Source organism: Streptomyces subrutilus, assembly GCF_008704535.1.
GTDB classification, from domain to species: Bacteria; Actinomycetota; Actinomycetes; order Streptomycetales; family Streptomycetaceae; genus Streptomyces; species Streptomyces subrutilus.
Genome location: NZ_CP023701.1, coordinates 6033964 through 6051819, shown reverse-complemented (window position 1 = coordinate 6051819; position 17856 = coordinate 6033964). Strand labels below are relative to the sequence as shown.

17 protein-coding genes are annotated in these 17856 nt (G+C 73.3%); 4 read left to right on the top strand and 13 right to left on the bottom strand.

The window, feature by feature from the left end; genetic code table 11:
• Positions 1-37: 37 nt before the first annotated feature.
• The 9 genes from ruvA to pgsA form a co-directional block, all read right to left on the bottom strand.
• The gene (gene ruvA / locus CP968_RS26910; protein WP_150520453.1) at positions 38-670 is read right to left on the bottom strand and encodes a Holliday junction branch migration protein RuvA; all 633 of its coding nucleotides are present in this window, start codon (positions 668-670) and stop codon (positions 38-40) included.
• Positions 667-1197, bottom strand: coding sequence for a crossover junction endodeoxyribonuclease RuvC (ruvC, locus tag CP968_RS26905; protein ID WP_150520452.1), 531 nt, complete (start codon positions 1195-1197; stop codon positions 667-669). The genes ruvA and ruvC overlap by 4 nt, the downstream gene beginning before the upstream one ends.
• A gap of 139 nt (positions 1198-1336) precedes the next feature.
• Entirely contained in the window at positions 1337-2089 is a 753-nt protein-coding gene (locus tag CP968_RS26900) for a YebC/PmpR family DNA-binding transcriptional regulator (protein WP_150520451.1), read from the bottom strand.
• A 57-nt stretch (positions 2090-2146) separates the two neighbouring features.
• On the bottom strand, positions 2147-2740 hold the full coding sequence (gene pdxT, locus CP968_RS26895; RefSeq protein WP_150520450.1) for a pyridoxal 5'-phosphate synthase glutaminase subunit PdxT: 594 nt from the start codon (positions 2738-2740) through the stop codon (positions 2147-2149).
• Between the two features lie 6 nt (positions 2741-2746).
• Complete coding sequence (gene pdxS / locus CP968_RS26890; RefSeq protein WP_150520449.1) at positions 2747-3664, bottom strand: pyridoxal 5'-phosphate synthase lyase subunit PdxS; 918 nt, start codon at positions 3662-3664, stop codon at positions 2747-2749.
• Between the two features lie 219 nt (positions 3665-3883).
• Positions 3884-4426, bottom strand: coding sequence for a LemA family protein (locus CP968_RS26885; RefSeq protein WP_150520448.1), 543 nt, complete (start codon positions 4424-4426; stop codon positions 3884-3886).
• Positions 4427-4569: 143 nt separating this feature from the next.
• Positions 4570-5733: a glycosyltransferase family 4 protein gene (locus CP968_RS26880; protein ID WP_150520447.1), complete on the bottom strand. Its 1164-nt coding sequence runs from the start codon at positions 5731-5733 to the stop codon at positions 4570-4572.
• The gene (locus CP968_RS26875) at positions 5733-6635 is read right to left on the bottom strand and encodes a phosphatidylinositol mannoside acyltransferase (protein ID WP_150520446.1); all 903 of its coding nucleotides are present in this window, start codon (positions 6633-6635) and stop codon (positions 5733-5735) included. The genes CP968_RS26880 and CP968_RS26875 overlap by 1 nt, the downstream gene beginning before the upstream one ends.
• Entirely contained in the window at positions 6635-7300 is a 666-nt protein-coding gene (gene pgsA / locus CP968_RS26870; protein WP_150520445.1) for a phosphatidylinositol phosphate synthase, read from the bottom strand. The genes CP968_RS26875 and pgsA overlap by 1 nt, the downstream gene beginning before the upstream one ends.
• 256 nt (positions 7301-7556) lie before the next feature.
• Between pgsA and CP968_RS26865 the strand changes: the two genes are divergently transcribed.
• Together CP968_RS26865 and CP968_RS26860 are read left to right on the top strand one after the other, a co-directional pair.
• Positions 7557-9758 carry an elongation factor G-like protein EF-G2 gene (locus CP968_RS26865; protein WP_150520444.1) on the top strand — a complete coding sequence of 734 codons (2202 nt, stop codon included), beginning with the start codon at positions 7557-7559 and terminating at the stop codon, positions 9756-9758.
• A 151-nt stretch (positions 9759-9909) separates the two neighbouring features.
• Entirely contained in the window at positions 9910-11574 is a 1665-nt protein-coding gene (locus CP968_RS26860; RefSeq protein WP_150520443.1) for a hypothetical protein, read from the top strand.
• Positions 11575-11811: 237 nt separating this feature from the next.
• Here CP968_RS26860 and CP968_RS26855 read toward each other — a convergent pair whose 3' ends face one another.
• Positions 11812-12372 (bottom strand): HIT family protein, encoded by a 561-nt coding sequence (locus CP968_RS26855; RefSeq protein ID WP_150520442.1) that lies wholly within the window; start codon positions 12370-12372, stop codon positions 11812-11814.
• Positions 12373-12453: 81 nt separating this feature from the next.
• Positions 12454-14430 (bottom strand): threonine--tRNA ligase, encoded by a 1977-nt coding sequence (gene thrS / locus CP968_RS26850; RefSeq protein WP_150520441.1) that lies wholly within the window; start codon positions 14428-14430, stop codon positions 12454-12456.
• Between the two features lie 166 nt (positions 14431-14596).
• Between thrS and CP968_RS26845 the strand changes: the two genes are divergently transcribed.
• Entirely contained in the window at positions 14597-15094 is a 498-nt protein-coding gene (locus CP968_RS26845) for a GNAT family N-acetyltransferase (protein WP_150520440.1), read from the top strand.
• A 66-nt stretch (positions 15095-15160) separates the two neighbouring features.
• A complete protein-coding gene (locus CP968_RS26840; protein ID WP_150520439.1) occupies positions 15161-15697 on the top strand; it encodes a DUF4232 domain-containing protein in 537 nt (178 codons plus the stop codon).
• Between the two features lie 183 nt (positions 15698-15880).
• Here CP968_RS26840 and CP968_RS26835 read toward each other — a convergent pair whose 3' ends face one another.
• Positions 15881-17110 carry a hypothetical protein gene (locus tag CP968_RS26835; RefSeq protein ID WP_373304116.1) on the bottom strand — a complete coding sequence of 410 codons (1230 nt, stop codon included), beginning with the start codon at positions 17108-17110 and terminating at the stop codon, positions 15881-15883.
• Positions 17107-17709 (bottom strand): DUF4365 domain-containing protein, encoded by a 603-nt coding sequence (locus tag CP968_RS26830; protein ID WP_150520438.1) that lies wholly within the window; start codon positions 17707-17709, stop codon positions 17107-17109. Before CP968_RS26830 ends, CP968_RS26835 begins: the two co-directional genes overlap by 4 nt.
• Positions 17710-17856: the final 147 nt, after the last annotated feature.

The following is a 17856-nucleotide window of genomic DNA, read 5'->3' as shown; positions in this document are numbered from 1 at the left end:
GGCCCGCTAGCCGCGCGCCGGGCGCGCCGGCGCGCGGCTAGCGGGCCCGGTTCAGCGTCTGCAGGGCGGCCCGCAGGAGCTGCGGTACGGGGGCCGCGCCGCCGGCGGCGATGGCCTCCTCGGCCTGCGGGGTGACCGCGGAGACGGCCTCCTCGGCCTCGCGGGAGGCGTAGCCGAGCCCGATGAGCGCGGCGGCCAGCTGCTCGGTCCAGGGTGCGGGGCCGGTGGCGGCGGCGCGCTGGGCGCCGACGAGGCCGCTGGTGCCCAGCGGGGCCCCCAGCTTGTCCTTCAGTTCCAGGAGGAGCTTCTGGGCGCCCTTCTTCCCGATGCCGGGCACCGCCGTCAGCGCCTTCTCGTCGCCGGTGGCGACGGCGGCCCGCAGCGCGTCGGGGCTGTGCACGCCGAGCATGGCCTGGGCCAGCCGGGGGCCGACGCCGCTCGCTGTCTGCAGCAGTTCGAAGACCTGCCGCTCGTCGTCGTCGGCGAAGCCGTACAGGGTGAGGGAGTCCTCCCGCACGACCAGGGAGGTGGCCAGCCGGGCCGGCTCCCCCGTGCGCAGTCCGGCGATCGTGTTCGGCGTGCAGTGCACGGCCATGCCCACTCCCCCGACCTCGATGACGGCCAGGGCGGGGGCGAGCGCGGCGACCGGGCCGCTGACGAAGGCGATCATCGGGTACGGCCTTTCGAGGCGTGCAGGGCGACCGCCTGCTGGAGGCGGTTCTGGGCGGGGGCGCGCCAGATGTGGCAGATGGCGAGGGCGAGGGCGTCGGCGGCGTCGGCGGGCCTGGGCGGCTCGGCCAGCCTCAGCAGCCGGGTGACCATCGCGCCGACCTGGGCCTTGTCGGCGCGGCCGCTGCCGGTGACGGCGGCCTTGACCTCGCTCGGGGTGTGCAGGGCGACGGGTATGCCGCGGCGGGCCGCGCAGAGCATGGCCACGGCGCTCGCCTGGGCGGTGCCCATCACGGTGCTGACGTTGTGCTGGCTGAACACCCGCTCCACGGCGACGACTTCGGGCCGGTGGGTGTCGAGCCACTCCTCGATGCCCTGTTCGATGGCGACGAGCCGGTGGCCGAGTTCGGCGTCGGCCGGGGTGCGGACGACCCCGACCGCGATCATGGTGAGGGGCCGTCCGGCGACTCCGTCGACCACGCCGACACCGCACCGCGTCAGCCCGGGGTCCACACCGAGTACCCGCACCCTGCCCCCTGTCCGTTCGATCGCCCGTCCGTGTTCGTGCAGGCTATCGGGCCCCACCGACATCGCGCACAACGCGACGGCGGGCCGCCGGGGTGTGTCCCCGTCGGCCCGCCGTTCGAAGGGTGGGCGGTGGACGCCGTTACGCGTCGACCTTCTCCATGACCTCGTCCGAGACGTCGAAGTTGGCGAAGACGTTCTGCACGTCGTCGCTGTCCTCCAGCGCGTCGATCAGCTTGAAGATCTTGCGCGCGCCCTCTTCGTCCAGCTCGACCTGCATGGTCGGCAGGAAGTTCGAGTCGGCCGAGTCGTAGTCGATGCCCGCCTGCTGGAGCGCGGTGCGGACCGCGACCATGTCAGTGGCCTCGCTGATGATCTCGAAGCTGTCGCCGAGGTCGTTGACCTCCTCGGCACCCGCCTCCAGCACCGTCTCCAGGACGTCGTCCTCGGAGAGCTCGCCCTTGGGCAGGATGACGACGCCCTTGCGGTTGAACAGGTACGAGACCGAGCCCGGGTCGGCCATCGAGCCGCCGTTGCGGGTCATCGCGACGCGCACGTCGGACGCGGCGCGGTTGCGGTTGTCGGTGAGGCACTCGATGAGCACCGCGACGCCGTTCGGGCCGTAGCCCTCGTACATGATCGTCTCGTAGTCGGCGCCGCCGGCCTCCAGGCCGCCGCCGCGCTTGACCGCGGAGTCGATGTTCTTGTTCGGGACCGAGCTCTTCTTGGCCTTCTGGATGGCGTCGAAGAGGGTCGGGTTGCCGTCGATGTCGGCGCCGCCCATCCGGGCCGCGACCTCGATGTTCTTGATCAGCTTCGCGAAGAGCTTGCCGCGCTTGGCGTCAACCACGGCCTTCTTGTGCTTCGTCGTAGCCCATTTAGAGTGGCCGGACATCTGCCTGTCTCCTTCGCGTCACCAACAATGTTCGCCTCGGATCCTACCGGGACCCGGTCACAGCCCCGCGCGCACCATGTCGACGAAGTACGCGTGGACGCGGTCGTCGCCGGTGAGCTCGGGGTGGAACGAGGTGGCCAGGACGTTGCCCTGGCGCACGGCGACCGTGTGGCCGTCGTACGTGGCGAGGACCTCGACGGCCGCGCCGACGGACTCGACCCACGGGGCGCGGATGAACACGCCCTCGACGGCGCCGCCCCCGATGCCCGCGAAGTCGACCTTCGCCTCGAAGGACTCGTTCTGGCGGCCGAAGGCGTTGCGGCGGACGATCATGTCGATCCCGCCGAGCGTCTCCTGGTCCTCGCGGCCGTCGAGGAGCTTGTCGGCCAGCATGATCATGCCGGCGCAGGTGCCGTAGACGGGCAGGCCGGCGCGGACGCGCTCGCGCAGCGGCTCCAGCATGCCGAACAGCACGGCGAGCTTCGACATGGTCGTGGACTCGCCGCCGGGGATCACGAGGGCGTCGATGTCGGCGAGTTCCTCGGGACGCCGGACCGGCCTGGCCACGGCGTCCGCCGCGGCCAGGGCGATCAGGTGCTCCCGTACGTCGCCCTGGAGGGCCAGGACACCGATCACGGGGGTACGGGTCATGACCGGTTACCAGCCGCGGTTGGCGTAGCGCTCGGACTCGGGGAGGGTGTCGCAGTTGATGCCGACCATGGCCTCGCCCAGGTTGCGGGAGGCGTCCGCGATGATCTTCGGGTCGTCGAAGAAGGTGGTGGCCTTCACGATGGCGGCGGCGCGCTTGGCCGGGTCGCCCGACTTGAAGATGCCGGAGCCGACGAAGACGCCCTCGGCACCGAGCTGGCGCATCAGCGCGGCGTCGGCCGGGGTGGCGACGCCACCGGCGGAGAACAGCACGACCGGGAGCTTCCCGAGCTCGGCGACCTCCTTGACCAGGTCGTACGGGGCGCGCAGCTCCTTGGCGGCGGCGAAGAGCTCGTTGTTGTCGTAGCCGCGCAGGCGGGCGATCTCGTTCTTGATCTGGCGCAGGTGGCGGACGGCCTCGACGACGTTGCCGGTGCCGGCCTCGCCCTTGGAGCGGATCATGGCCGCGCCCTCGGCGATGCGGCGCAGGGCCTCGCCCAGGTTGGTGGCGCCACAGACGAAGGGGGTGGTGAAGGCCCACTTGTCGGAGTGGTTGACCTCGTCGGCCGGGGTCAGGACCTCGGACTCGTCGATGTAGTCGACGCCGAGGGACTGGAGCACCTGGGCCTCGACGAAGTGGCCGATGCGGGACTTGGCCATGACGGGGATCGAGACGGCCTCGATGATCTCTTCGATCATGTTGGGGTCGGACATGCGGGCGACGCCGCCGTCCTTGCGGATGTCGGCCGGGACCCGCTCCAGGGCCATGACGGCCACGGCGCCGGCGTCCTCGGCGATCTTCGCCTGCTCGGCGTTGACCACGTCCATGATCACGCCGCCCTTGAGCTGCTCGGCCATGCCGCGCTTCACGCGGGAGGTGCCGATGGCCGACTCAGCGGACTGGGGGGAGGTGGGAAGCGTGCTCACGGGGTGACCTCACTCGAAGGGAATGCGGAGGGAACGACGACTGCTACTGGGCCGAGAAAACCCCACCGACCAGTCCACAGCAAGGGCCAATGTGGAGCCGGTGGCCCCTCGACTTGTCCCGCGCGGCCCTTTACCACGCCACCGCGACCCGGATCGGCCCGTGCGCCCGTGCGCCCGTCCGCCTCGTCCGCCCGTCCGTCCCTCCGGCCCCCGCCCGGTTCAGACCGGCCGGTCCGCCAGGTACGCCGGGGGCTCGTCGTCCATCTCGAAGGCGAGCGGGAAGGGCGCGTGCCCGGCCAGTCGGAACCAGCGGACCTTGCGGTGCCGACGCAGGGCGCGGGCGGCCCGTACGGCGTCGTTGTGGAAGCGGCGCGCCATGGGAACCCGGCGGACGGCCGCGGCCAGCTCCTCGGTGGCCTCGGCCCCGCCGGGGGCCGCCTTGAGCGCCTCCACCTGGTCGGCGTCGGCGAAGACCGCCCGCAGGGCCTGGCTGAGCTCGCTCTCGGCGACCTCGCGGTGCTCCTCCTCGGCCTGGCGGGCGGCGTGCGCGGCCTCGTAGAGCACCAGGGAGGAGGCGGGGTCGAGCACGCCGGAGGTGGCCACCTCCAGCACCACGGAGGCCCGGCGCACGAGCTGCGCGTCGAGCGCGGCCCGCGCGGCGTCCATCCGCGAGTGCAGCCGGTCGAGGCGGCCGGCGGTCCAGCTGAGGTAGACCCCCACGACACCGAGGGCCAGGGCGATCCAGACAAGGGTTTCGATCACGGGCCGCGACACTACCCTCCCGCTCCCGCGCCCCGCGCGTCCCGCCCGTGCGGAAGGCCCCGCGCGGGCGGGCGGTCCGGTTCACGGGCACGGGCGGCCGGGGGCGGGCCGGGCCCTCCCGGCCCGGCCCGCGACGACACGGCCTAGGCCTCGCGCGAGAAGCCCAGCCGGGTGCGCAGCGGGACGCGCTCGTCGGCGGCGACCGCCGCCGCGCCGTCCGTGACCGTCTCGTAGACCGCCAGGATGTCCGCGCCGACCGTGGACCAGTCGAAGCGGCGCACGTGCGCGGAGCCGCGGGCGCTCAGTTCGGCGCGGCGGGCCGGGTCGCGCAGCAGGGCGATCGCGCCGGCCGCGAGGGCGTCGGCGTTCTCGTTGGCGAAGAGGTCGCCCGCGCCGCCCTGGTCCAGGACCTGGGCGAAGGCGTCCAGGTCCGACGCCAGGACCGCGGCGCCCGCCGACAGGGCCTCGACGAGGATGATGCCGAAGCTCTCGCCGCCGGTGTTGGGGGCGACGTAGACGTCCACGCTGCGCAGCAGCCGGGCCTTGTCCTCGTCCGAGACCATGCCGAGGAACTCGACCCGGGAGCGGAGGTCGGCCGGGAGGGAGGCGACGGCCTCCTCCTCGTCGCCGCGGCCGGCCACGAGCAGCCGGACGTCCGGGCAGGCTTCGACGATCTTCGGGAAGGCGGCCATCAGCACCGGCAGCCCCTTGCGGGGTTCGTCGATGCGGCCGATGAAGCCGAGGGTCCGGCCGCCCCACTCGGGCTTGGGCTCGGCCCGGGCGAAGAAGTCCACGTCGACCCCGTTGGGGATCACCACGGCGTCCCCGCCCAGGTGCTCGACCAGGGTCCGGCGCGCGTACTCGCTCACCGCGATCCGGGCGCTGATCTTCTCCAGTGCCGGCTGCAGGATCGGGTACGCGGCGATCATGGCCCGCGAGCGCGGGTTGGAGGTGTGGAAGGTGGCCACGATGGGGCCCTGCGCGGCCCAGCAGGACAGCAGCCCCAGCGAGGGCGAGGCGGGCTCGTGGATGTGGATGACGTCGAAGACGCCGTCGTGCAGCCAGCGGCGCACCCGGGCCGCGGAGAGGAACCCGAAGTTCAGCCGGGCCACCGACCCGTTGTACGGCACCGGCACCGCCCGTCCCGCCGAGACCACGTAGGGCGGCAGCGGGGTCTCGTCGTCGGCCGGGGCCAGCACCGACACCTCGTGGCCGCTGCGGATCAGGTGTTCCGCCAGGTCGCGGATGTGGAACTGGACGCCGCCCGGCACGTCCCACGAGTACGGGCACACGATGCCGATCTTCACTACGGGCGCTCCTCCAGGTCGTCCAGCCACAGGCGCTGGAGCATGTGCCAGTCCTCGGGGTGCTCGGCGATGCCGGTGGCGAAGGCGTCGGCGACGCCCTGGGTCATCACCGCGGTCTTCTCGATCCGGGTCCCGGCCTCGGGCACCTCCACCGCCGGGTGGATCCGGCCGTACATCTTGGGCGTGTCCCCGTAGTACAGGGTCGCCGGGAGCAGGACCGCGCCCGTCTGCTGGGCCAGCAGGGCCGGGCCGGCGGGCATGCGGGCCGTGGCGCCGAAGAAGTCCACCTCGATGCCGGAGGCCGACAGGTCCCGGTCCGCGACGAGGCAGACGAGCCCGCCGGAGCGCAGCCGGCGGGCCAGGGTGCCGAAGGCGGCACCGCCGTTGTGCGGCAGGACCTCCATGCCCAGGCTCTCGCGGTAGGCCACGAAGCGGTCGTAGAGGGTCTCGGGCTTGAGCCGCTCGGCGACGGTGGTGAACGGGACTCCGATGTGGCCGATGGCCCAGGCGCCGGCGAGGTCCCAGTTGGCGAGGTGCGGGAGGGCGACGACGACCCCGCGCCCGGAGGCGAGGGCCTCGCGCAGGATGTGCTCGTCCTTCATCTCGACGTCGGTGGAGAACCGGCCCGGGTCCATGGCCGGCAGCCGGAAGGATTCCATCCAGTACCGCATGTACGAGCGCATGCCGGCCCGCGACAGCTCGCGCAGCCGCTCGGGCCCGGCGTCGGGGACGACCCGGGCCAGGTTGGACTCCAGGCGCAGCACGCTCGTGCCGCGCCGCTTCCACGCGAAGTCCGCGATGCGGCGGCCGAGGGCGACCGCGGCCGGCTCCGGCAGCTTCTTGACCCCGGCCCAGCCGAGCCCGTACAGCCCGTCGACCAGCTTGTCCCGTGCGGTGCCCATCAGGCGGCGCCCCCTTCGGCGGTGGCCGCGGCGGCGTCGGCCTCGGCCGATTCGCGGCGTACGGTGACCACCCGCTGGACCAGCGTGACCAGCGAGCCCGCCGCGACGATCCACAGCGCGACCGGCAGCAGCACCCCGATCCAGGACGGCGCCCCGAAGGTCTGCAGTCCGGAGAGGCCGGCCGCGACCAGCGAGATGACCAGCCGCTCGGCGCGCTCCACGAGTCCGTTGACGGCCACCGGCAGCCCGATCGACTCGCCGCGCGCCTTGGTGTACGAGACCACCTGGCCGCTGGCCAGGCAGAAGATCGCCACCGCGCACAGCGCGTTGTCGTCGCCGGTGCCCGCGTACCAGAGCGCGAAGCCGCCGAAGATGGCCGCGTCGGCGACGCGGTCGAGGGTGGAGTCGAGGAACGCCCCCCACCGGCTGGAGATGCCGGCCTGGCGGGCCATGTTCCCGTCCACCAGGTCGGAGAAGACGAAGAGGGTGATGGTGATGGTGCCCCAGAAGAACTCTCCCCGGGGGAAGAAGACCAGCGCTCCGGCCATCACTCCGGCCGTGCCGATCAGGGTGACCGCGTCCGGGCTCACCCCCCGCCGGAGCAGAAATGCGGCGAATGGCGTGAGAACACGCGTGAAGAATGCACGCGCGTACTTGTTCAGCATGGCCTTCCCGGAGGGTCGCTGGGCCGCACGGCCACCACGGCCACCGGCTGGCCCATCGTAGCCAGCACGCCGCCCTCCCGGACGCCGCGCACCCGCCGGTCGGGGCCGGGCGGGGCGTACTTCATCCCACCGACGCCTCGTGGTGGGCCGGCCGTACGCACGCGGTACGACGTATGGACGCGGTGTGACACCGGTGCAAAGCTCGAAGAACCCCGTATTCCCCTCCTCACCGACACCATCGGGAGGCACGAACACCATGGGAGCCACATCACACCAATCCGGAGCCGCCGGCAGGGCGCCGACGGCCGACCATCCCTCGTCCGTGCGCAACGTCGTGCTGGTCGGCCACAGCGGGTCCGGCAAGACCACCCTGGTCGAGGCCCTGGCCCTGACCGCCGGTGCGGTGGGCCGGGCCGGACGCGTCGAGGACGGCGCCACCGTCTCCGACTACGACGAGATCGAACACCGGAGGCAGCGCTCCGTACAGCTGTCCCTCGTCCCCGTCACCTGGGGCGGAATGAAGATAAACGTCCTGGACACGCCGGGATACGCCGACTTCGTCGGAGAACTCAGGGCCGGTCTGCGCGCCGCGGACGCGGCCCTGTTCGTGGTCTCGGCCGCCGACGGCGCCGAGGGCCTGTCCGGCGCGACCCGGATGGTCTGGGACGAGTGCGAGGCGGTCGGGATGCCCCGCGCCATCGTCGTCACCCACCTGGAGGCCGCCCGCGCCGACTACGCCCGGATGACGGACGTCTGCGGCGAGGCCTTCGGCGCCGACGACCCCGACGCCGTCCTCCCGCTCTACCTGCCGCTGCACGGGCCCGCCGGCCCCGACGGCCACGCCCCCGTCACCGGCCTCCTCGGCCTGCTCTCCGAGCGCGTGTACGACTACTCCTCCGGCGAGCGCACCGAGCGCGACCCGGAGCCGGCCGAGCGCGCCCTCATCGACGGCGCCCGCTCCCGCCTCATCGAGGGGATCATCGCCGAGAGCGAGGACGAGACCCTGATGGACCGCTACCTGGGCGGCGAGGACGTCGACCTCGGGACCCTCGTCGACGACCTGGAGCGCGCCGTCGCCCGGGGCACCTTCCACCCCGTCCTGTTCGCCGCGCCGGCGGCCGCCGGCGCCCGGCAGGGGCTGGGCACCGTGGAGCTGCTCGAACTGGTGACCGGAGGGTTTCCGACCCCCCTGGAGCGCGCCGCCGTCGCCGTCACCGGCCCGGACGGCGCGGCCCGCCCCGAGGTCGTCTGCGACCCCGACGGGCCGCTGCTCGCCGAGGTCGTCAAGACCTCCTCCGACCCGTACGTCGGCCGGGTCTCCCTGGTCCGCGTCTTCTCGGGCACCCTGCGCCCCGACGCCCCCGTCCACGTCTGCGGGCACGGGGCGGCCGGCCGCGCCCACGAGGACCGCGCCCCGCACGGGACGGACGAGCGCGTGGGCACGCTCACCTCGCCCTTCGGGCGGCAGCAGCGCCCCCTGGACCGGTGCGTCGCCGGCGACCTCGCCTGCGTGGCCCGGCTGACCGGCGCCGAGACCGGCGACACCCTCTCGTCCCGGGACCGGCCGCTCCTGATGGAGCCCTGGGCGGTGCCCGACGCGCTGCTGCCCCTCGCCGTCGAGGCCCACGGCAAGGCCGACGAGGACAAGCTCTCGCAGGGCCTGGCCCGCCTGGTCGCCGAGGACCCCACGCTGCGGCTGGAGCAGAACCCGCTCACCCACCAGCTGGTCCTGTGGTGCCTGGGCGAGGCCCACCAGGACGTCGCGCTGGAGCGGCTGCGCACCCGCTACGGCGTCCGGGTGGACCCGGTCCCGCACAAGGTCGGCCTGCGCGAGACCTTCGGCGCCAGGGCCGCCGGCCGCGGCCGGCACGTCAAGCAGTCCGGCGGCCACGGCCAGTTCGCCGTCTGCGAGATCGAGGTCGAGCCGCTCCCGCCGGGCAGCGGCGTCGAGTTCGTCGACAAGGTGGTGGGCGGGTCCGTGCCCCGCCCGTTCGTCCCGTCCGTGGAGAAGGGCGTACGGGCCCAGGCCGCCCGCGGCCTCGGCGCCGGCCACCCCCTGGTCGACGTCCGCGTCACGCTGCTCGACGGCAAGGCGCACGCGGTGGACTCCTCCGACGCCGCCTTCCAGACCGCCGGGGCCATGGCGCTGCGGGAGGCCGCCGCGCAGGGCCGGGTCCAGCTGCTGGAACCCGTCGCCGAGCTGGCCGTCGTGGTCCCCGACGCGTACGTGGGCCCGGTCATGAGCGACCTGGCGGGCCGCCGCGGCCGCGTGGTGGGCACCGAGCAGGCCGGTCCCGGGCGCAGCCGGGTGCGGGCCGAGGTCCCCGAGACCGAGATCGGCCGCTACGCGATCGAGCTGCGCTCCGTCTCGCACGGCACCGGCCTGTTCACCCGGGCCTACGTCCGCCACGAACCCGTACCGCCCCAGCTGGCCGAGAAGGTGCGCGAACGGTCCTGACGGGGAAGACAGTTGGCACGGCAGTGGATCAACCGCCCATCCAACCCGCTTGCGGTGGGCGGCATTTCCCTGTCCCATGACCACGGGGCGGGAACCGCCGATAGGCTCGTCGGCGCACCGAAGAGCACGGCGGACAGTGATGGGGGCAGCGGTGGCGGACGACGGATTCGACTTCAGGCCCGGAGCCCAGGTTCCCCTGCAGGGGGGCGGTGGGCAGACCGCGGCGACCAACGCGCTGGCCTCGGCCGCGTATCGGGACGGCGCGCAGGACACCAAGCTGGAGGCGATCCTCGGGGCCAACAGCGACCAGCACGCCTCCACGGTCAAGCCCCCGAGGCTCTCCCTCTTCGAGCCCAGCCTCGGCGAGGCCTTCTGCCGCGCCGTCGAGGCCCGCACCCTCGGCCCCGGCCGCAAGCCGCTGATCCAGTCCTTCGGGGCGGACCCGCAGACCGTCGTCGAGCACTGTCTGGCCGCCTCCCACATCCGCAGGGAGCGCGACCGCAAGCTCCGGCTGATCGTGCTGGTCTGCGGCGTGGTCTTCCTGCCCGGGCTGCTCCTGTGGCTCGGCCTCTTCCAGCTCCGCAAGTCCCTCGCCTCGGGCGGCAAGCGGGCGTCATGGATGGGCACCGCGCTCCTGGTGGGCGTGGCCCTCTTGGTGGCCGTCCTGATGTTCCGGCTGCCGTTCACGGGCTTCCTCGGCATATACCTCCGCGCGATGATCATCGCACCGGCCGTGGGCTGGTTCCTGGCCCGGCGGATCTGCGAGTCCACCGCGGCCGACCTGCGCTCCCGCTGGGACGGGCTGCTGTCGGGCGGCGGCGTCGCCGCCAAGATCCCGGACGCCGTACCGGGCAACCCGGACGAGAAGGCCCGCGAGGACCTGCGCCACCAGCTCGCCAAGCTCACCGCCGAGGACCGCAGCAATTCCGTCTTCTACGCGGGCTCCAAGGGCATCCTCGGCATGGGCACCCGCTGGGGCAGCTGGCAGATGGCCGAGGAGCTCGTGCCGAAGGCGGAGGGCGGCGAGATCCACCCGTTCCGCAGCTGGGACGTCATACGCGCGATCGACGCCCAGCTCCGCAAGCTGGAGCGCGGCCCCCTGCACACGGGCGGCTTCCCGCCCGCCTCGATCCAGCACTGGATCGTCACCCCGGTCGGCGAGGGCGCGGGCGAGGTGGCCCGGCCCACCGGCGAGAACATCGACACCTTCCTGGTCAAGCCGCACGAAGTGACCCGGATCTGCAACGAGCAGCAGTTCAACGCGGGCAACCGGCACTACCTGGGCATCCAGTACCCGCTCTGGGACGGCCAGCTGGTCATCACGATGCTGGTGACCGTGACCGTGCTCTACAAAACCCTGCGCGTGGACGTGACCGCGCACGCCCTCGGCCCGGTCCACGGCCTGTTCACCTCGAAGTCGAAGACCCCCTCGGTGGAGGTGCCCAAGAGCATCCGCTTCTGGGAGACCACGGAGCGGCGGCTGCCGCTGGTGGACGCGAACGAGGTCGTGCGCCTGGCCGTGCGGGCCCCGCTCACCTGGTACCCGCCGCTCCTGGAGCACCTCGGCGGGAAGCTGGTCCTGCCCGAGCCCTTCGGCGTCCGCCACGTGTGGGCCGGCTCGATGTGGCGCCACCGCTTCATGGCCGACGACGCCCTGCGCACGGTGGCGCCGGTACTGCGCTCGGTGCACGCCGCGGCCTTCAAGGTCCTGGAGGAGAACGGCGTCGACACCGAACGCTTCAGCACCCGCTCCTCGATCATGAGCGGCATGGTCCAGGAGCCGTCCCCGCGCAAGGCGGACGTGTACGACGGCTAGGTCGTCTCTTTCGGATCTTGTCGGCCGAGCCCGCGGCGTCTGGTGCCGTGCCTGGGCGTGCTGCCGGGGCGCTCGCGTACTGGACGTACGTGGTCGCCTCGGCAGTGCGGCCAGGCACGGTGCCAGGCGTCGCGGGCCCGGCAAGATCCGAAAGAGACGGCCTAGGCCGTCGCCCTCGGACCGTGCCGAGCACGTCGTCCCGGTGCTCTCCCCCACCGGGACGTGCCACGGGGCGTGCTAGTCGACGGGCCAGGCGTCGGCGAGCATCCGGCGGGTGTCCGCGAGGAGCTGGGGCAGCACCTTGGTGTGGCCGACCACCGGCATGAAGTTCGTGTCCCCGCCCCAGCGGGGCACGATGTGCTGGTGCAGGTGGGCGGCGATGCCGGCGCCGGCGGCCGCGCCCTGGTTCATGCCGATGTTGAACCCGTGCGCCCCGGAGGCCTTGCGCAGCGCGGTCATGGCCCGCTTCGTCAGCTCCGCGAGCTCGGCCGTCTCCGCGTCGTCCAGCTCGGTGTAGTCCGCGACGTGCCGGAACGGGACGACCATCAGGTGGCCGCCGTTGTACGGGTAGAGGTTCAGCACCGCGTAGACGTGCGTGCCGCGCGCGACGATCAGCCCGTCCTCGTCGGACAGGTCCGGAAGCGCGCAGAAGGGACAGCCGTCCCCGGCCTCCGGGCCGGTCGGCTTGTTCTCCCCCTGGATGTAGGCCATCCGGTGGGGCGTCCACAGACGCTGGAACGCGTCCTGCGTGCCCACACCGACCTGCTGCTCCGGCTCAATCGTCATAGGACGCAGCATATGACCTCGCTCCGGCGAACGAGGAAGGCCCCCGGAAAGTGATCACTTTCCGGGAGCCCGGCCCGTGCGGGGCGCCGTGGATCAGACCTGGACGCGGTCCGCGACGACCTGCGCCAGCTTGGCCAGCGCCTCGTCCTTGGCGATGCCGTTCTCCTGCGAACCGTCGCGGTAGCGGAAGGAGACGGTGCCCGCGGCCATGTCCTCGTCACCGACGATGATCATGAACGGGACCTTGAGCTTCTGGTGGTTGCGGATCTTCTTCTGCATGCGGTCGGAGGAGGCGTCCACCTCGACCCGCAGGCCCTTCTTCTTCGCCTCGGCGGCGAACTCCTGCAGGTACTCCACGTGCCCGTCGCCGATCGGGATGCCGACGGCCTGGACCGGCGCCAGCCACGGCGGCATGGCGCCCGCGTAGTGCTCCAGCAGGACGGCGAAGAAGCGCTCGATGGAGCCGAAGAGCGCGCGGTGGATCATGACCGGGCGCTGGCGCGAGCCGTCCGGGCCGGTGTACTCCAGGTTGAAGCGCTCCGGCAGGTTGAAGTCCAGCTGCACGGTCGACATCTGCCAGGTGCGGCCGATGGCGTCGCGGCACTGCACCGAGATCTTCGGGCCGTAGAACGCGGCGCCGCCCGGGTCCGGGACCAGCGGCAGGCCCTGCTTCTCGGCGACCTGGCGCAGGGTCTCGGTGGCCTCTTCCCAGACCTCGTCCGAGCCGACGAACTTCTCCGGGTCCTTGGTCGACAGCTCCAGGTAGAAGTCGGTCAGACCGTAGTCGCGGAGCAGGTTCAGCACGAAGGTCAGGGTGCGGTCGAGCTCCGCCGCCATCTGCTCCTTGGTGCAGTAGATGTGCGCGTCGTCCTGGGTGAAGCCGCGCGAGCGGGTCAGGCCGTGCACGACGCCCGACTTCTCGTACCGGTACACGGTGCCGAACTCGAAGAGGCGCAGCGGCAGTTCGCGGTAGGAGCGGCCGCGCGCGTCGAAGATCAGGTTGTGCATCGGGCAGTTCATGGGCTTGAGGTAGTAGTCGGTACCACCGTCGAGCTGCATGGGGGGGTACATGCCCTCCGCGTACCAGTCCAGGTGGCCGCTCTTCTCGAAGAGGGCGCCCTTGGTGGCGTGCGGGGTGTAGACGAACTCGTAGCCCTCCTGCTCGTGCCGGCGGCGCGAGTAGTCCTCCATGACCCGGCGGATGGTGCCGCCGCGCGGGTGGAAGACGGCGAGGCCGGAGCCGATCTCGTCCTGGACGGAGAAGAGGTCGAGCTCGACGCCGAGCTTGCGGTGGTCGCGCTTCTCGGCCTCGGCGAGGAAGTCGAGGTGCGCCTTCAGCTCGTCCTTGGACGGCCAGGCGGTGCCGTAGATGCGCTGGAGCATCGGGTTCTTCTCGCTGCCGCGCCAGTAGGCGGCCGCGTTGCGCATCAGCTTGAACGCGGGGATGTTCCGGGTGGTGGGCAGGTGGGGTCCCCGGCAGAGGTCCTTCCAGCACAGGTCACCGGTCTTGGCGTCCAGGTTGTCGTAGATGGTCAGCTCGCCGCCGCCCACCTCCACGTCCGCGCCGTCGTCGGTGGACGCGGAACCCTTGATGCCGATGAGCTCCAGCTTGTACGGCTCGTCCGCGAGCTCCTCGCGGGCGGCCTCGTCGGAGACCACGCGGCGGGCGAAGCGCTGCCCGCGCTTCTGGATCTCCTGCATCTTCTTCTCGATGACCTTGAGGTCCTCGGGGGTGAAGGGCCGCTCGACGTCGAAGTCGTAGTAGAAGCCGTCCCGGACCGGCGGGCCGATGCCCAGCTTGGCCTCGGGGAACAGCTCCTGCACGGCCTGCGCCATGACGTGGGCGGTCGAGTGGCGCAGGATGTTCAGGCCGTCCTCGGAGGAGATCTCCACCGGCTCGACGCTCTCGCCGTCCTTCACCTCGTACGCGAGGTCCTTCAGCTCACCGTCGACGCGCGCGGCCACGATGGTGCGCTCGCCGGCGAAGAGCTCCGCCGCCGTAGTGCCCGTGGCCACCACGCGCTCGTCCCGCTCGGAATCGCGTTGGATGATCACACGGACGTCTGACACCGGTCTCTCCTGACTCAGGGGGTGCGCGAGCGAACACTGCGCCCGTGAATCGTACCGAGCCGAGCGCCGCGCCGGTAAACGGTTACGGGCGGGCCCGCCCCGGCCGCGGCCCGCCCGTCCGCCCACCGGTAGCGTGGGGCCGCTGCCGACCACCGGAGGGGCCCGCATGCCGCCGCCCGCACACGTCCGCCCGCTGGACCTGGCCGACGCGGCCACCGCCGCCGCCGTGCACCGGATCGGTCGGGCCGCGTACGGCGTGGAGGCGGAGCTGATCGGCTTCGACGGCATCCCGGCCCTGCGCGAGAGCCTCGCCGAGCTGCGCGCGCGGCCGCTGCACTGGCTGGGCGCGGTGTCCGCGGAGGGTGCGCTCGCGGGCTTCCTCGCCTGGGCACGGGAGCCGGACGCCCCGGTGCGCGGCGGCCCGGTGCGGGTGGACCGGCTGTGCGTGGATCCGGCCCGGTTCCGCCGGGGCGTCGCCTCGCTGCTGCTGGAGCACGCGCTGGCCGGAGTGTTCGCGGACCGCCCCGTCGAGGTCGCCACCGGCGCCGCCAACGCCCCCGCGCTGCGGCTGTACGAGCGCCTCGGCTTCGTCCGCGGGGCCGACTTCTCCCCGGTGCCGGGCCTGCGCATGGCGTCCTTCTCGCGGGCCGCGACCGGTCCGTAGCGCCGCCGCGCGGGCCCCGTGGGATGGTGGTGGAGGGGGCCCTGCCGGTACCGAGAGGAGACCCCCATGAGGTCCACGAGGAGAGCGGCCCTGGCCGCGACGGCGACGGCCCTGCTGCTGGCCGGCCCGGCGGCGGCCCTGCTGCTGGCCGGCCCGGCGGCGGCCACCGCGGTGGCCGCCGCGGCCCCCGCGGCCCCGGCGGCGGCCTGCAAGGCCGCCCAGCTCACGGCCGGGGCGGCGCAGCGCACCGGTGCGCAGGTGCGGTTCACGGTGGTCAACAAGGGCGCGCCGTGCGAACTGCGCGGCTTCCCGACGGTGGCCCTCGCGGGCCAGGGCTCGCCGGACCGCAACAAGCCGCTGGCCGTCACCCACCAGGGCGCGGCCCGCGCGGTGCACCTGGCCACCGGGGGCAAGGCCGTCACGGTGCTCGCCTTCACCCCGGTCCGCGGCGAGGCGGACGGCTACTGCGCCTCCGGCGCCGACCCGACCGTGGCCCCGTCGCTCGTCGTGGGCGTCGCGGGCGCCCGTCTCCAGGTCGCCCCGTCCGACGGCGGCGAGTTCGCCCTGTGCGGCGGAGCGGTCCGCGCGACCGCCTTCCGCTGACACCGCGCAGCCGGGGGCCTAGGCCGTCTCTTTCGGATCGTGCCGGGCCCGCGACGCCTGGCACCGTGCCTGGCCGCACTGCCGAGGCGACCACGTACGTCCAGTACGCGAGCGCCCCGGCAGCACGCCCAGCCACGGCACCAGACGCCGCGGGCTCGGCCGACAAGATCCGAAAGAGACGGCCTAGTCGGACGGCAGCGCGTCCTCCGGGTCGAACGCCGCGTCCAACGACTTCATCAGCCGGTCCCGCTCGACCTCGTCCATCGGCACCGGGGCCACGTCCGCCGCGCCCGTGAGCCTGCGGAAGCCGCCCCGGCGCTGGAGGCGGCCGCTGATGCGCACCGGCAGTCCCACCAGGTGCGCGTGGCCCGCGATGCGGTACGCCTCCTCGTCGAGCGCGGCCCTGACGTACGGCACCTCCGCGCCGGCCAGCACCCGCAGCCGGACGGTGCCCCCTCCCCCGGAGCCCTTGCGCCGCATCCGCACCACGGCCCCCGCGAGCCGGACGGCGACGGCGGGCTCGGCCCGGGTGTAGCGGGCGGCGGCCTCCCGGAGCACCGCGAGGTCGCCGGGCGAGAACTCCACCGGTTCGGGCCGGGCCGCGCAGCCCGCCGGGACCCCGGCGGCGGGCGCCCACGCCAGGGTGACGCGCGCCCCCTCCGACCCCCGCACCAGGGCGATCAGCGCCTCGGCCAGCTCGCGGCTGACCCCGGCCGCGACCGCCGCGTCGAAGGCGTCCATGCCGCCCGTCGCCCACCGGTAGTCCACCGCCTCGCGGGCCGCGTGCAGGGCGTGGTGCAGCCGGACCACCGGCCCGCGGCCCCCGTCCACGGGGAGGTGGGCGGTGAGCCGGCGACCGTCCGGGGAGGGGCCCACCAGGACCCGGTCCAGGCTGCGTTCGGCCTGCGCCTGGTGGCGGGCCCCGTAGTAGCCGGCCCGGGCGCGGTCGGCGAGGGCCCCGGCCAGCAGCATCCGGCGGGCGGCCGAGCGCAGTTGCTCCTGTAGCGGCCAGGCGGCCTCGTCGCGCAGCCCGGACGGCCCCTGCGGGATCTCCCGCTCCCAGCGGATCTCGTCGCCGGGCACGCTCAGCCCGAGCAGCACCTCGCGCGCGGAGGGCAGCCCGCCGTGCGCGAGTGCGGCCAGTGCCTCTTCCAGCAGGTCGGCGCAGTCCGGGAAGGCCCGGCTCTCGGGTACCAGCAGGCTGGTGCCGGGCCGTCCGGGCGGGGACCAGCGCCCGTACCGTCCGACCGCGCCGCCGCGGCGCAGCCAGCCGTGGCGCCCGAGCAGGGCCCCCAGCACCCGGGGGTCGACCTGCGCCGGGTCGGGGCCGTCCGGGGGGCACTCGGGGGACGGCGGCGCTTCGGGGCCCGGCGCGTGCTGGTGCGGGGGCTGGTGCTGGGGCTGGTGCATCAGGGTGTCCCTCCCGACCCGACCCGGGTCATGATCTCGCACAGCGCCCGGTCGTCGAAGATCCGCGTGGTCGGAATCCGCACCGTGGTCCGGCGCCGGCCGGTCGCGGGGTGCCCGGCGAGATTGGTCCAGTAGCAGCAGTGCCGCAGGTCGAGCCGGTCGTGCCCGGCGGCGAGCCAGTCCGCCCGTTCCCGCGGGACGAGCATCACGACGAGGATCTTGTGGACGGCGACCGGGGAGCGGGCCAGCTTCACCAGGTGCTCGTTGTCGAGGGTGAAGGAGAAGGCGGGCCCGGCCGGCCTCGGCGGTATCTGGTAGGTCGCCTTCAACTGCACCTTGATGGTGACCTCGTCGTCCACGACGTGCTCGGGGGCGCCGTGGCTCACGATCCAGTCGATGCCGTTGTCCGGGAAGGGCTGGGACAGCGAGCAGCCGGCCGCGGCCGCGACGGCGTGCAGGTAGCCCACCTGGAGGGTCTCCATGCAGGCGGTGGTGGCGAGGGCGCCGCGCAGCGGTCCGTTCCGCGCTCCGGCCGGCGTGCCGGTGCGCGGATCGATCCGCCCCGCCAGTACCCCGCCCTGTTCGGGCTGCGCGAGCGCCATGGCCGGCTCCCCATGCCTTCCGGGCTCTGCCGTGGGTGGTGGGTGGTGGTGAGGGGGGTGACGGCCGGTCATGTGCACGGCGCCCCGGAGTAGTTGTCTCCGCAGACGGACCCCGGCAAACGGCGTACGGGGCAAACAGCCCGGGTA

Bases quoted from the DNA above. Each gene is read 5' to 3' on its own strand.
- ruvA (WP_150520453.1), bottom strand. From the start codon at position 670: ATGATCGCCTTCGTCAGCGGCCCGGTCGCCGCGCTCGCCCCCGCCCTG.
- CP968_RS26900 (WP_150520451.1), bottom strand. From the start codon at position 2,089: ATGTCCGGCCACTCTAAATGGGCTACGACGAAGCACAAGAAGGCCGTG.
- pdxT (WP_150520450.1), bottom strand. From the start codon at position 2,740: ATGACCCGTACCCCCGTGATCGGTGTCCTGGCCCTCCAGGGCGACGTA.
- CP968_RS26875 (WP_150520446.1), bottom strand. From the start codon at position 6,635: ATGGGCACCGCACGGGACAAGCTGGTCGACGGGCTGTACGGGCTCGGC.
- pgsA (WP_150520445.1), bottom strand. From the start codon at position 7,300: ATGCTGAACAAGTACGCGCGTGCATTCTTCACGCGTGTTCTCACGCCA.
- CP968_RS26865 (WP_150520444.1), top strand. From the start codon at position 7,557: ATGGGAGCCACATCACACCAATCCGGAGCCGCCGGCAGGGCGCCGACG.
- CP968_RS26855 (WP_150520442.1), bottom strand. From the start codon at position 12,372: ATGCTGCGTCCTATGACGATTGAGCCGGAGCAGCAGGTCGGTGTGGGC.
- CP968_RS26845 (WP_150520440.1), top strand. From the start codon at position 14,597: ATGCCGCCGCCCGCACACGTCCGCCCGCTGGACCTGGCCGACGCGGCC.
- CP968_RS26840 (WP_150520439.1), top strand. From the start codon at position 15,161: ATGAGGTCCACGAGGAGAGCGGCCCTGGCCGCGACGGCGACGGCCCTG.
- CP968_RS26830 (WP_150520438.1), bottom strand. From the start codon at position 17,709: ATGGCGCTCGCGCAGCCCGAACAGGGCGGGGTACTGGCGGGGCGGATC.